The sequence below is a fragment of the Rhizobium sp. BK112 genome (assembly GCF_014193215.1).
Classification (GTDB): Bacteria; Pseudomonadota; Alphaproteobacteria; order Rhizobiales; family Rhizobiaceae; genus Rhizobium; species Rhizobium anhuiense.
In genome coordinates this window covers 13,360-27,251 of sequence record NZ_JACHYZ010000022.1, presented here as the reverse complement: position 1 = coordinate 27,251, position 13,892 = coordinate 13,360, and the positions used below count along the sequence as shown (strand labels likewise).

General features: G+C 59.0%; 12 protein-coding genes and 1 tRNA gene. 5 read left to right on the top strand and 8 right to left on the bottom strand.

Annotation, left to right across the window (positions count from 1 at the left end; all coding sequences use genetic code 11):
* Positions 1-23 precede the first annotated feature (23 nt).
* Entirely contained in the window at positions 24-1,568 is a 1,545-nt protein-coding gene (locus FHT75_RS33705) for a hypothetical protein (RefSeq protein WP_028757933.1), read from the top strand.
* A gap of 76 nt (positions 1,569-1,644) precedes the next feature.
* Here FHT75_RS33705 and rpsA read toward each other — a convergent pair whose 3' ends face one another.
* From rpsA to aroA, 3 genes are all read right to left on the bottom strand, one after another.
* On the bottom strand, positions 1,645-3,348 hold the full coding sequence (gene rpsA / locus FHT75_RS33700) for a 30S ribosomal protein S1 (protein WP_028757934.1): 1,704 nt from the start codon (positions 3,346-3,348) through the stop codon (positions 1,645-1,647).
* Between the two features lie 172 nt (positions 3,349-3,520).
* On the bottom strand, positions 3,521-4,168 hold the full coding sequence (gene cmk / locus FHT75_RS33695; RefSeq protein WP_183845618.1) for a (d)CMP kinase: 648 nt from the start codon (positions 4,166-4,168) through the stop codon (positions 3,521-3,523).
* A 73-nt stretch (positions 4,169-4,241) separates the two neighbouring features.
* Entirely contained in the window at positions 4,242-5,600 is a 1,359-nt protein-coding gene (aroA, locus tag FHT75_RS33690) for a 3-phosphoshikimate 1-carboxyvinyltransferase (protein WP_047619821.1), read from the bottom strand.
* A 276-nt stretch (positions 5,601-5,876) separates the two neighbouring features.
* Between aroA and FHT75_RS33685 the strand changes: the two genes are divergently transcribed.
* From FHT75_RS33685 to FHT75_RS33675, 3 genes are all read left to right on the top strand, one after another.
* Positions 5,877-6,260, top strand: a complete 384-nt coding sequence (locus FHT75_RS33685) for a TIGR02300 family protein (RefSeq protein ID WP_028757143.1) — start codon at positions 5,877-5,879, stop codon at positions 6,258-6,260.
* Positions 6,261-6,410: 150 nt separating this feature from the next.
* Positions 6,411-6,486 (top strand) — tRNA-Ala (locus FHT75_RS33680).
* Between the two features lie 117 nt (positions 6,487-6,603).
* Positions 6,604-7,560 carry a hypothetical protein gene (locus FHT75_RS33675; RefSeq protein ID WP_246713018.1) on the top strand — a complete coding sequence of 319 codons (957 nt, stop codon included), beginning with the start codon at positions 6,604-6,606 and terminating at the stop codon, positions 7,558-7,560.
* Positions 7,561-8,492: 932 nt separating this feature from the next.
* On the opposite strand, the gene FHT75_RS33670 is transcribed toward FHT75_RS33675, so the two are convergent.
* The 5 genes from FHT75_RS33670 to FHT75_RS33655 all read right to left on the bottom strand — a co-directional run bounded on the left by FHT75_RS33670 (position 8,493) and on the right by FHT75_RS33655 (position 10,919).
* On the bottom strand, positions 8,493-8,873 hold the full coding sequence (locus FHT75_RS33670) for a thermonuclease family protein (protein WP_183845617.1): 381 nt from the start codon (positions 8,871-8,873) through the stop codon (positions 8,493-8,495).
* Entirely contained in the window at positions 8,870-9,091 is a 222-nt protein-coding gene (locus tag FHT75_RS36160) for a hypothetical protein (RefSeq protein WP_312865395.1), read from the bottom strand. The genes FHT75_RS33670 and FHT75_RS36160 overlap by 4 nt, the downstream gene beginning before the upstream one ends.
* Positions 9,088-10,080, bottom strand: coding sequence for an SOS response-associated peptidase family protein (locus tag FHT75_RS33665; protein ID WP_312865785.1), 993 nt, complete (start codon positions 10,078-10,080; stop codon positions 9,088-9,090). Before FHT75_RS33665 ends, FHT75_RS36160 begins: the two co-directional genes overlap by 4 nt.
* Positions 10,081-10,150: 70 nt before the next feature.
* On the bottom strand, positions 10,151-10,564 hold the full coding sequence (locus tag FHT75_RS33660; protein WP_183845615.1) for a hypothetical protein: 414 nt from the start codon (positions 10,562-10,564) through the stop codon (positions 10,151-10,153).
* Positions 10,530-10,919, bottom strand: coding sequence for a hypothetical protein (locus FHT75_RS33655; protein ID WP_183845614.1), 390 nt, complete (start codon positions 10,917-10,919; stop codon positions 10,530-10,532). The genes FHT75_RS33660 and FHT75_RS33655 overlap by 35 nt, the downstream gene beginning before the upstream one ends.
* 1,175 nt (positions 10,920-12,094) lie before the next feature.
* Here FHT75_RS33655 and FHT75_RS33650 point away from each other — a divergent pair.
* Entirely contained in the window at positions 12,095-12,658 is a 564-nt protein-coding gene (locus FHT75_RS33650; RefSeq protein ID WP_183845613.1) for a recombinase family protein, read from the top strand.
* The last annotated feature ends 1,234 nt before the right edge of the window (positions 12,659-13,892 follow it).

Genomic DNA, 13,892 nt, shown 5'->3' with positions numbered 1-13,892 from the left:
TCACTTTGCGAAAGGAGCATGCCATGTTGACTCCCGTTCGTGCAGCGTCCAATGCAAGCTTTTCGTCCCAAGGCCAGACTGCGGCGATCGTCGCCGGTGGTCTCGGTCGTTCAGTGATTGCCCCCGCGCCTGTCAACGCCGTCGAAGCGGCTGATCTCAATTCCGCCATTGCCGGCAAGCTCAATATTCTGCTTCTGGCCGCGCGCGAGCGTATGGTCGAAGCGCTTTTCGATGTCATCGATGCGGCAGGCCGCTCGATCTCGCTGGATCGCGGCGAGGACGAGACCAATCTTGCCTTTGCCTCCCGGCTTGCCGATGCCATCCGGCGGCTACCGGCTGTCAGGATCGACGAGGTCGAGCGCCAGCTGACCGATGAGGGCCATAGCCTGCCGTTGCGGATGATCGCCGAAGCCCTGAAGAACCCGGCAGGCCCGGAAGCAGCCCGCATCGTCGCCTATCTGGAAATCATCCGCTACAAGGATCGCGACCTCGCCGCCCGCGCCGTCGTCCGCTCTTATGGCCAGAACGACGCTTCGCCGATGCGCGCCGAAACCCGTCCCGAGATCCAGCTGCATGAGGACAGCCTGCCTGCCGCCATGCGCCAGCCTGCGGAAAAGGCGCCTGTGCAAGCCGATCCGCTGATCGAGGCCGCAACTTCGGCGACTGCCGAGGAAGCGGTCATCGCCGAAGCTGTGGAAGCTGCCGATCCGGAAACGCCGCAGGCTGCAAACCGGGCTCAGTCCGCCCCGGCGGCGACAAGCGAGGTAGCACCGAAAAAATCGGCGCCGCAGGAGATCGAAGACCGGCAACCGCTGTCGACGAATGCCGCAGCGGCCGACGACGCGCAGGAAACGCCGGCGCCGCCTGCCATCCAACCCCACGCGACATCGGAAAAAGTCGATCCTGTCATTCCGAAGAACTGGACAGGCATTGTCGCCTCCATGACCGGAGAAGCCTCCGAGATGATCGCCACCATCATCCGCGAGCAGGACGTCGAAGCCCTGCTGGAGGATGTCCCCGTCGAGGCGGCGGTGGAGATCGATACGATCCTCGATGACGCCGTGATCAGCGATGCGACCGAGACCTTGACCCGGCAGCCGGCCGAATTCGTCGCTCCCGATGCTCGCCAATCCGCAGCGCTCCACGCCTCGCAGATGGATATCGAGAGCGCGGTCGCGGTCGCCCGTCAGCCGAAAGAAATCGCCGCGCAACCGCAAATCATCCCGATGTCCGAGACCGTCGAGGCTTCCTACATGCCGCTGGCGGCAAAGATGCCGGAGGGGTTTGCCTATGCCCAGCTGCCTTACCAGTTCGCCAAGGATACGCCGCCGAACGAGACGGCAGGCGAAACGCATCACCAGCATCAGCACCATCGCGACGACGCGTCCGAGGATCAGCAGCAGGCGCAGTCCGGTGGCGAGGATGCCGAGCCTGATGCCGAAGAAACCGAGGCAGCGCCCGGGCGAAGAACGCCAAGGATGATCGATGCCGAGCCGTCCGTTTATCAGGCAGGCACGGCCGCCGACCCGGTCTATGCGCTCTATCAGCGCATGGTCGGCTGGGAATAAGATTTCTATCGCCTGAAAATGAAGAACCCGCCGGATCGCTCCGGCGGGTTCTTCAATTCAGAGGCGGATGCGAGGCTTATTCGCCGCCGCGGTTCTTCAGGGCTGCGCCCAGGATGTCGCCGAGCGAAGCGCCGCTGTCGGACGAACCGAACTGGGCGACGGCTTCCTTCTCTTCCGCAATCTCCAGAGCCTTGATGGACAGCATGATCTTGCGGTCCTTCTTGGAGAAGTTGGTGACGCGGGCATCGAAGACCTGGCCGACCGAGAAGCGCTCGGGGCGCTGCTCGTCGCGGTCGCGAGCGAGGTCGGCGCGGCGGATGAAGGAAGTGATGTCCTCGTGGTTGACGAGCTTCACTTCGACGCCGCCGTCGTTGACTGCGATGACTTCGCACGAAACGACTGCATTCTTGCGCAGGTCGCCCGATGCAGCGGCTTCGCCGACCGCATCCTTGCCGAGCTGCTTGATGCCGAGCGAGATGCGTTCCTTCTCGACATCGACGTCGAGAACGACGGCCTTGACGACGTCACCCTTGTTGAACTCCTCGATGACCTGTTCGCCCGGACGGTTCCAGTCGAGGTCGGAGAGGTGCACCATGCCGTCGACATCGCCGTCGAGGCCGATGAACAGGCCGAATTCGGTCTTGTTCTTGACTTCGCCTTCGACTTCAGTGCCGGCCGGATGGCTGCGGGCGAATGCTGCCCACGGATTTTCCAGCGTCTGCTTGAGGCCGAGCGAGATACGGCGCTTGGACGGATCGACTTCGAGAACGACGACTTCGACTTCCTGGCTCGTGGACAGGATCTTGCCGGGGTGAACGTTCTTCTTGGTCCAGGACATTTCCGAGATATGGATCAGGCCTTCGATGCCCGGCTCCAGCTCGACGAATGCACCGTAGTCGGTGATGTTCGTGACGGTACCGGAAATCTTCTTGCCTTCCGGATACTTGGCCTGGATGCCATCCCACGGATCGCTCTCGAGCTGCTTCATGCCGAGCGAGATACGGTGGGTTTCCTGGTTGATACGGATGATCTGAACCTTGACCTGCTGGCCGATGTTCAGGATTTCCGACGGATGGTTCACACGGCGCCATGCCATGTCGGTGACGTGCAGCAGGCCGTCGATGCCGCCGAGGTCGACGAACGCACCGTAATCGGTGATGTTCTTGACGACGCCGTCGACAACCTGGCCTTCTTCGAGGTTCTGAACGATTTCAGAACGCTGTTCGGCACGGGATTCTTCCAGAACCGTACGGCGCGAAACCACGATGTTGCCGCGGCGCTTGTCCATCTTGAGGATTTCGAAGGGCTGCGGGTTGTGCATCAGCGGAGTGACGTCGCGGATCGGGCGGATATCGACCTGCGAACGCGGCAGGAAGGCGATCGCACCGTCGAGGTCGACCGTGAAGCCGCCCTTGACCTGGTTGAAGATCACGCCTTCGACGCGCTCGCCGGCTTCGAACTTGGCTTCGAGCTTGATCCAGCTTTCTTCGCGGCGAGCCTTCTCGCGCGACAGAACGGCTTCGCCAAGCGCGTTTTCGATGCGCTCGACATAAACTTCGACTTCGTCGCCGACCTTCAGCGAACCGTCCTTGGCGCGTGCGCCGAATTCCTTGAGCGCGATGCGGCCTTCAACCTTGAGGCCGACGTCGACAACGGCGACGTCCTTCTCGATGCCCGTGACGATGCCCTTGGTGACATAGCCTTCGGCCAGGTCGTTCTTGGCAAAGGACTCTTCGAGAAGAGCCGCGAAATCCTCGCGGGAGGGGGTAGCTACTGACATAAAATCTCCTGCGTGCCCTAAACGGAAGCGGACACGTATGCGCCGGTTGGTTTGCGTTGAACGGGCCTGAACCCAGTCCGCCCTCTCTCGAAGGCAATCCGGCGCTTGGACGGAATTTCAGGCTGCTGCATTAGAAGCGATCCGTGCTCAGAGCACGCAAAATCGCTTGAATTTAGGCATTTCGGCTCAAGACCGCATCGATGATCGATTGAGCGGCATGAAACGCGGCCTCTATACTCATTTCCGACGTATCAAGCAAGTGCGCATCGACCGCTGGTTTCAAAGGGCTGTCGGCCCGTCCCATGTCGCGTTCGTCGCGCCGCTTGACGTCCTCGAAAATCGCATCGAAATCCGCCGTCGCCCCCTTGCCGAGGATCTCGTCGTAGCGGCGTCTCGCGCGAATCTCGGGCGACGCCGTCACATAGAGCTTCACTGGCGCATTGGGGCAGACGACCGTGCCGATATCGCGCCCGTCGAGCACCGTCCCCGGCGCTTTCGCCGAAAACCGCCGCTGCGCCTCGACCAGCGCCCGGCGCACCGCCGGCATGACGGCAATCTTCGAGGCGGCTTCGCCGATCTCATGTTTGGAAAGTATATCGCGATCCAGTCCGGCGAGTTCAACCTCGCGCGCGATCTTTTCCGCCACCGCCTCGTCGTCGAGCGGCAGGCCGGCATCGAGCAGCGCCTTGGCCGTGGCGCGATAGGTGAGCCCGGTATCCAGATGATGGAAGCCGTATTGCTCGGCGACAAGGCGCGAAAGCGTGCCCTTGCCGGCAGCCGCCGGGCCATCGATGGCGATGATGAAAGTCTTGGTTGTCATGCGATCAATCCTGCGGCAGCGCATGGGAACGGCAAATGAGATCGTCTTTGCGGAAATGCGAGGCGTTGGTCCATCACTGCGGCACCTCCTCGATCTTTGCTCCAAGGCCGGCCATCAGCTGCATGAATTCCGGAAAGCTGGTCGCGATCATCGCTGCGTCGTCGATCGTCACAGCATGCTCCGATGCAAGCCCCAGGACAAGGAAGCTCATGGCGATGCGATGGTCGAGATGCGTGCTGACCTTGCTACCTCCAGCGCTGCCGAGGCCCTTGCCGTCCGGTCGGCCGCGGACGATCAGAAAATCCTTGCCTTCGTCGCAGTCGACGCCATTCAGCTTCAGGCCGTCGGCGACGGCGGAAAGGCGGTCGGATTCCTTGACGCGCAGTTCCTCCAGCCCCTTCATCACGGTCGTGCCCTCGGCGAAACAGGCAGCAACCGCGAGGATCGGATATTCGTCGATCATCGACGGCGCCCGTTCTTCGGGAACGGCCACACCCTTCAGCTCGGAATGGCGCACGCGCAAATCCGCCACGTCCTCGCCGCCGGCAAGACGCGCATTCAGCACCTCGATGTCGGCTCCCATCTCCTGCAGCGTCAGGATCAGCCCCGTGCGGGTCGGGTTCATCAGCACGTTGACGATGGTGATATCGGAGCCGGGCACGATCAGCGCCGCAACAAGTGGGAAAGCGGTGGAAGACGGATCGCCGGGAACGTCGATCACCTGGCCCGTCAGCCGGCCGCGGCCTTCGAGCCGGATCATGCGGATGCCGTCCGCGTCGGTCTCGACGGAAAGGGCGGCGCCAAAGCCCTGCAGCATCTTTTCGGTATGGTCGCGCGTCTTTACCGGCTCGATGACCGTGGTGATGCCAGGCGTATTGAGACCGGCAAGCAGGACGGCCGATTTCACCTGGGCGGAGGCCATCGGCACGCGATAGCGGATCGGGCTTGGGGTTCCCGGCCCTCGCAGCGTCACTGGCAGCCTGTCGCCCGCCGATGCGCTGACCTGCACGCCCATGTCGCGCAGCGGATTGAGCACGCGGCCCATCGGCCGTTTCGAAAGTGAGGCGTCGCCGATGAAGGTGGAGTGAAAGTCGTAAGTGCCGACCAGGCCCATGGTCAGCCGCACCCCGGTGCCGGCATTGCCGAAATCGAGCGGCGCGTCAGGCGCAAGCAGCGCACCATTGCCGGTGCCCTCGATCACCCACTCTTCGCCTTGCTTGCGAATCCTGGCGCCCATCGCCTGCATCGCCCGGCCGGTATTGATCACATCCTCGCCTTCGAGCAGGCCGGTGATCCGCGTTTGCCCGGAAGCAAGCCCGCCGAACATGAAGGAACGATGCGAGATCGATTTATCGCCCGGAATGCGGACGCGGCCGGAAAGGCCGGCGGATTTGCGGGCGGTGGCGGGCCTGGGCGCAGAGCCGTGAAGCATGGCGCAATCCTTTGCAAACGCAGTCTATTTTTACAGCAGGACACGCTTGGCCGGTCGCAATCCTCGCTCGGTTCTGTGGCTGCCGCGGCTCGTTAACATAAACGCGCCGGGCGGTCATCCGTCGGCGCGGGGAAAACCCCGCAGGGCGTTCATAAAGTTTGGCTTTGACATGGGAAGCCACAGCGATTAAGGGGACCGGCTTATAAATTCCGATGGAACGCCGGCTTGATCGGCATTTGCCGAATCTCGAATTCGGTCATTCTCACGAGGCTTATAGTGGCGAAAGCGGAACTTGGAACCAAGCGTACCGATCCGGAAACCGGCAAGAAGTTTTATGATCTGAACCGGGATCCGATCGTCTCTCCTTATACCGGCAAGTCCTACCCTCTGTCCTTCTTCGAGGAAACCTCGGCGATCGCCGAAGTTGCCGAGGAAGACGAGGTGGCGGAAGTCGATACTGAAAACACCGAAGTCGAACTGGTTTCGCTTGAGGATGCCGATGACGCCGCCAGCGGCGACGACATCCCGGATATCGGCGATGACGATGTTGAAATCGAAGGCGACGACGACGACGATACCTTCCTGACGCCTGACGAAGACGATGACGATGATGACATGAGCGACATCATCGGCGTGACCGGCGACGACGACGAAGTTTGACGATTGCATTTCGGCCCGGCGAGGAAAAAATTCTCCGGGCCGGATTTTTTAGGCTTGCTATCTCCGGAAACCGGAAGTAATAAGCCGCCACTCCGCAGGGCACGCCCTGAGGAGCATCCCAGGACCGGCCGTGCGCCGGACCACCTTGATGGGGCTATAGCTCAGCTGGGAGAGCGCTTGCATGGCATGCAAGAGGTCAGCGGTTCGATCCCGCTTAGCTCCACCAAATTTCCTTTCATCCGTTATTTTGATTTAAAATCAATGTCTTGTGGCGGCGTGATGCTTCGGTAAGTACCCAGGAAAGTACCCACCGAGAGTACCCACCGATTCATGTCTGCCCGCCTTGCGCTACTTCGACTTCATTGAGCGCAGTCCAGACACCCTGAAAAGAGCGCTGCTCCTTCTGCCGATTGAAGAAACCAGACAGCTTGGCTCGATATCATCATTGATCGCGGCGCAACTTATACGCAAAATCGGATGGTTGTATTCCGAATCAAGGATGGGCGCGCCGATGGGTGTAGGAATTTGCAAGCTGACCAAGGTCAAAGGGAAGTATGCAAAGTCGCACCTAATACCTCATGCGTTCACAAAGCCCGAGATTGCTGGGCAACCTTTGATGCAAGCTGGCTTTGGACAGCCCGCTGTGCGGCGATGGAGCAGTTGGTATGACCAAAAACTCGTGACGGCGGAAGGAGAGTTGATACTCAGAGACCTGGATACCTGGGCGATTTCTTACCTTCGAAGGCAGAAGCTGGTTTGGAGCGGCTGGGGGCCATCGCGAGTGCTTCAGGGGAACAGGGTCATTTTGGAGGAGACAGGCTGGGGCATCAGGTCCGTTGATGTGGATGAGCCTGAAAAATTTCGCCTGTTCATCTACAGCCTGCTTTGGCGCGCGGCGGCCAGCAGTATGCTCGAATTCAGCGAGATTTCGATGCCCGCAAATGATCTTGAAAGATTGCGCTTGGTTCTCTTGAAGAATGAGCTGCCACCTATCGATTTTTACCCAGCCTCTTTAACGCAGCTATCAACGCTTGGGATCAAGCACAATTTGTCTCCGATTGCTCAAGTTAAGACAACGCCTGCAATTGGATCGGAGCCCGAGCGGCAGATTCCCATCTTTCGCTTGTACTTCGATGGCCTCATCGTTCATATTCATCGGCACGCGAACGACGACGGGTACACTCAATCGCTTGGCCCTCAGATTGTGGGTAATGAGAAAGTCGTGACTGTCTCAACGATAAGCTACGAGAAATCCTTCCAGCTAGAAAACTTGCGCGCAATCGCTGCTGGGCGGCTCTAGGTGAAGGCAGACCCGAGTCGTGCTAGTCATCCCAAACAGTGACGCAGGCCGTATCACAAGGCGCTATAGCCCGGCCAATCGCTGCATCTATTGTGGCACGACCTCCGGCCCGCTTGGCGACGAACATATCATCCCGTTCGCAATAGCTGGAGACGCGGCCATCCTGCCAGAGGCCAGTTGTCAGCCCTGTGCGGATATCAATAACAAGATCGAAGGTCCCATGCATCGCCGCCAACTTAAGGAACTTCGGTCTGTAATCAATTCTCCAACACGTAGACCCCGAGACAGGCCGAAACGATTGTCTATCGGCCTCTCGCATTTCGCCACGTTTAAGTCGGGAGAGCAGGCGCGATATCTTGGAGAGTCTGAGGTGGATGTGAAGAGTTTCCCAGTTTCCTACGCTTCCCTGTATTTGGATAAGCCGGGCATATTATTAGGCCTGCCGCTCGGAACACCTCTGCCCTGGAACGTACGACACCACGGGAGTTTCACCGAGACTTCCGATCCCTTTCGAGACGGCGCGAACGCTGCCCGTATTGGCTCGATTAATCCCTACTTGACTGCGCAGTACCTTGCTCGAATTGCTTTCGCGTATGCGGTTGCCGAAGAGGGCGCTGGAAGTTTTATGCCGCTTGTTCTGGACCTGATAACGGCCCGCACGAGCTACTTCCGGCATTGGGTTGGTGGGGACCTAGCAATCCCGGCTGCTGACCCTGCATCCCTCCACCTAATATCGCGCCGTTGGGTCAAGTCGAAAGGGATAGCGTATCTTGTCGTCACATTACGGCTATTCTGCTTCCTTGGCACCCCGATCAACCATGTCGTGGTTGGACGTGAGAATGGGCCGCTCAGCGTTTAATCCATTGCGACCGCCCGGACATGTCTCAGAGGTCTTCGATGCGCCTTTTGCCTGATGGGTCGGCGGGACATTGCTAGTCATCCGAGCCGCACCAGTCGTTCCGATGATGAGGCCTCCACTCGCGAGCAAAGCCTTCCGCCAACAACATCGCGCCAACCTCCCGGCCATCCTTCCTGTAGATATTCACCAAGGGCCGGTGGGCCTGCGTGTTGTCGTACCCCTTGACCTCGATCCTGAGGCCACGCTCCTCCATAAGCTCCTTCAGCCGCCCCTTGGCTATCAGTGCTAGTTTCCGCTCCTTGAGGCACTTCGCATGGCTGCCAATCTCCGGTGTGTCTATCCCCCGGACGAACGGAATGCCGCCACCGAGCAGTCGCATGAGCTGCCCATCGCAACGCACGGTGTCACCATCGACGGCAGTGAGAGAGGCGCAAACAAGCAGTCCGGCAATCACGTTGCCGCCCCCCGCTCGGAAGCCTCAAGTTTCCTCCTCAGAGCTTGCTCCTGTTCGTAGGTCTTGTGCGGGAAGTGCGTCCAGCACCACCAGCGAGCCGGGACCGCAGGCGAAGTGCTGTGCCCGAAGCCTCCCCATTCTTGGCATCCAGGCTCCTCGCAGTAATGCTCGAAGAGAATGTTTGCGCCCGGTGCTGTTGAGTGGCTGGCAATGCTCACGCGGCATCCCTCTCGGTTGGCACAAGGATAAGCTGGTCATCCCGCAATGGCCGTTGAAGCTGGCGAGCCTCCTCCCACGGTGCCGTAAGCCAAGCTTCGACCTCATCGCTATTCGCGAGGATGGCCGGCATTGCCTTCTGATGGACAGGCTCCACGACGCCATTAGGCTCGGTGGTGAGGAAGCCGAACAGGTCATTGACGGTGAGCCCCTCCTTGACCTTCCTGACGCTCTCCCACTGCGGCACCCAGATGCCGGCAAAGAACATGAGCGGGTGGCTTGGGTCTGCGGCAAACCATGCGTTGGGCGTCCGGCCGCCCTCGGGTTTGTTCGCGGGGTCCGGCTCTGCGAAGGAGGTGAATGGCACGACACACCGGAACTCGACCCCATGCCACCGTTTCCAGTGTTTGCTCTCGACATTGCGTACATTCGTGGTGCCGCCGTCTGGCTCCATCTTAAGGAGCTGCTGAAAGTCCACCTCCTTGCCCTTTTTCCGGAGGCCGTCAGCTCGCTTCGTGGCGGCCTGGTATATCGCCTGCGATGAACTCGGTAGACCCCACCGCACATAAGAAAGCTCCCGACCGGCAGGCGTGTTGCGGACGATAGGTGCTCTGTAGTCGGGCCAAAACTCAGTGATGGGCTCCATGTTGCCGGTGCTGTCGATCATCGCCCGCGTAATTGAGCGGATAGCATCCTGATTGCTCAGCATCCGGTAGAGATTACACACGTTTCCCTCCTTCGGCGTCCAGACGCCTTTGCGGTTCACTTCGTCTGTGTCGATGAACTGACCTTGCCATCGGTCTCTAAAGTGTCGTGCAGGATTGCGACTGTTGAAGCAAAAGACAAGGTAATGGTTCCCGTCGAGTTCCGCCCAATAGGTGTTTGATTGGGCATCTAGTTCGATTGCCGATGACAGCACCGTGGCCCGCACACGAGGAGGGAAGTTCCACATAACCTTTCGGCCGGAGGGGTCGGCCCACCAGAGAAGCACGTGGTGCTGCCTTGGCCTCGCCATCTGCCAGCGTTTGATTGGGTTGTCTCTCCGGTCTGCCATGCTCGTCCTATAGGGTCTCATCTCGCCATACAGGCAGCTTCATGTCCCTAACGTCAGCCAAGCGCCGCACACGCAGCTTCCCAATGTCTGACACCGAGGGGAAGTAAACGGCTACGTCTATGTAGTCGCGCTTACGGCATTCCTGGCAGACGAACTTGAGGCGGTTGATGGTTGTGTTCTCCCGGAGCTTAAGGATATCGCCGGGCAAGAACCGCCGCGTTACGTTGCAGAGACCGCACCGGACAACGAGGATGTGCCCGACCTCCCGCGCATCCTCCAGGGACCAGCGCGAGAGCTTCTTCGATTGGTTCATTTCCGGCATGGCAGTCTCGCCCGTTGGGTCGTCTCTCAGGTGGGCAGTCCGGAAAGCCGGGAGGTGCCGAAAATCAGGCCAGGTAGCCTTCCTCTTTGCAGCGGTCATAGAGGCTCTTGAAGGCGTAGTCCGTGTCCCCCCCGAAGGCAAACCACATCGGCTCCTTAACTCCAACATCGCCGCCCTCGCTATAAATCCCAAAGGCACGCCCACCGGCCTCGTCCGTCGAAACCACGAAGCTTCCGACCGGAGCGCCCGAGTCCATATCGAAGGCGTGGGCAAGGTGTATCTCGAATTGGTCTAAGCCTTCAGAGCGAGCCTCGATAGCCAGTGACACCGCCGCACGAAGCGTGGGATGCAGCTCATGGATGCTCACTGGGACAGGCGGCGTCCAATAGGTGCCGGTGGGCTCCCTATCAAAGTCGTCCGCTTGCCACGCCTCATCGATCGGCAAAGTGCTCATCGCCGTTATCCTCCGTTTCGAGTTGTGATGTTCCTATTATGTTCTCATTGAGGAGGGAGTCAAGGGGAGTCTCGGCTCGCCCGGTTAGCGTCTGTCAGGATTCGAAGGGGAGCCCTCGGGTCCCTTCTTGTCGTCACGGTTAAGCCGAAACTGATTTAGGGGTCACGCATTTCAGAGGTCACCTACGTGCCAGTGACCGCGCGATTTCCCCCCGGTGGGGGGTATGGGCCGATGTTTAAAAATTGCCTTAGAGCGGCCCCTAGGGTTCAACCGGAACCTTAACGGTTGCAACAGCTACCCCATGCTCATTGCTGACCCTGAGGGTAATTTCGAGAGTGGTCGGCTCTGTCACGTCGGGAATTTTGCCCATTATCCGGGCGTTGGCTTTGTCCAAATATAGACTGCTTGGGCCACTGTAAGTGATATCACTATAATTGCTGGTGAATAGGCCGGGGTACAAGATAGCTTGCGGGCAGTGGTCACCGATGGGGCACAAACCTGATTTCAGGACATCCCCAGATTTATACGGCTGGGTCGTCCGAAATTGGGCGACGGTATACGGCCTGAAAGTCGACGGAAGGCATGCAGGGCTCGGAGCCATACTAAATGCCCACGTGGCGCGCCAATCGACGGTCGCGCGTCCACGGACACACACCACACCGCCGTTTCTTGTGCAGGAAAGTGTCCTGCCCTGTATCGTATAAAATTCACAAGTCGAACCCGGTGGTATCGGCATTGGGCCTGGTGATGGATAGGGCGCATCATGGTCTGGAGGGTCGGGCTGCGGAAAGCTCATATTGCGCGATGAGGTCTTATCTGCCTGGTATCCACCGGTTTGAATATCGCAACCGGATGGGCACCAGTCTTCCTGGCTTCGTGCGGTTGATGAACCTGCAATAATAACAATCGCTAGAATGTATCCCCTCATGGTCCCCTCTTCCATTCGCTGGAGAGCACGATACGTAAAACTCGTGGCAATTCAATCTGAAACGAAATCATGGCGAGTGCTAAATCCGAGATTACATTTGGGGTGACCCAATGTGCAATCTCACTAGAGCAAGCCCTTGTGAGTCTCGCGCTGGGTGCCCCAATGAGTCTCACATAAATGCTGTTGACATTTTGATACCAATAGTATCTCATGGTCGTTGATTTGTGTGAGACTACAGAAAGCCACGATGCCAGCAGTGATGATTGGTTATGCCCGCACCTCCACCACCGACCAAAAGGCGGGTCTAGAAGCTCAGCTCCGTGACCTACAAGCGGCGGGATGCACAAAGATATTCCAAGAGCAGCTTTCCTCAGTGGCGAACGAAAGACCCCAGCTTGAACGCGCCCTTGAGTTTGTCCGTGAGGGGGACGTGCTGGTGGTCACCAAGCTCGACCGTCTTGCCCGCTCGGTGACGGACCTCATAGCCATCACGGCCGCGCTCAAGGGCAAAGGGGTGGAGCTGCGCATCCTCACAATGAACCTCGACACCTCTACGCCAACCGGAAAGCTCATGCTCAATCTGTTGGGGTCTATCGCAGAGTTCGAGCGGGAGCTGATGCTGGAAAGACAACGGGAGGGCATCGCCAAGGCAAAGGCAGAAGGCAAGTATAAGGGACGAGCACCAACGGCGCGTCGCCAAGCGACCGAAGCGTTGGCCCTGAAGGAAGCCGGAAAGACGCCCTCAGAGATACAAGCGATGCTCGGAATCAGCCGCGCAAGCTACTTCAGAATTATCAAAGAGGCAGCGTAAAGCTGGAGAGGTCTACCACCGCGATTGAATAGCCCGCCTTGCCGACTTTTGTCTTTGCCCGCTGAGCCATCTGTGGGCTCGTGACAAAATAGAACTTGGTACCAGGCATCTGGGACAATTTTCCGAGAGTGCTCCTCATTCGAGTGTCTATCACGCCGCTGGGGCGCGGGGATGTGGTCACCTCACCGGAAACAGACACTTCATCCGCAGTGAGTCCCCTCAGATCAGGCTCCAGCCATGTGCCTGTGGCTCGTGGATTCCAATGCCATTCCAACGACTGATACTCTGGATGCGCAGACAAGAGCCATTCAAGGGCGCGAACGGTGTAGTATTCGTGGAGAATTTGATTGAGGCTCTCGTATATGCTCTCTCTCAGGTCGGCCAGGGCTGGCATAGCCTCATCAAGAGAACGAGCCGCGTTCCCCGCTGCGCGGTGCAAGACGTCAGATAGATCAGTATAGTCCCGCCATAACTTTGCTTTGCAGTCGTTTAGCGACCTCATCAGGTCCATGTTCTCAATTCCAGGTCACGAGCATCAGCCTTGCGGCGTTTTCGTACTATAGCGCCTTCGAGCTGGTCTTTTCCCACAACGCCTATCACTTTGGCAATTCAACCGCCACGGCCATGGCGCTCACTGCGCTGTACCAGCGTCCGCAGCCGGCAAGAAGTCCCTGCTGGTCTGGCTCCAAGGAAAGCATGTCGCTGGCTGACCAATATTGCGACCCTTGTAATAACAAGCGGAGAGTGCGCCAGAGGTAGTATCAATGCGGACTAGCGTACTGTCCCTAAGGTGGATGAATTGATAGCGTCCCAGAGAGCCCCACGGTGAGACCTGCGAGACGATTGCGCAGCCCACTACGATGCCAAGTGCACTCAGCGCAACGACGGCGAGAGGTGACAATGACGTGGCGGCTGGTGGTGCCGAGGCGTTCTCCTCGTCAGCCTTAAGGGTGGCTTGAAGCCCATGCTCAAGTGTGTCCATACCTATCGATTTCTCCTGAGGCCTATGCCTGCGGTTCGCCCCCGCAAGCTTGCCTCCGTGACCCCTAGAGCCGGGGAGTTCGAAACCAACTCGGTTGGCCTTGAGGCCTTTAGCTTGCGAGAAGCCTGGACATACGCCACAAGCTCCCCGACCGACTAAAAGGTCAAGGATCGGCACCATTCCGGTGTGTGCCATACCGCCGAGTTCCGGGTTTCGACGCCCAGGAGCGCCGCGTCTGCGCTCGAAATCACC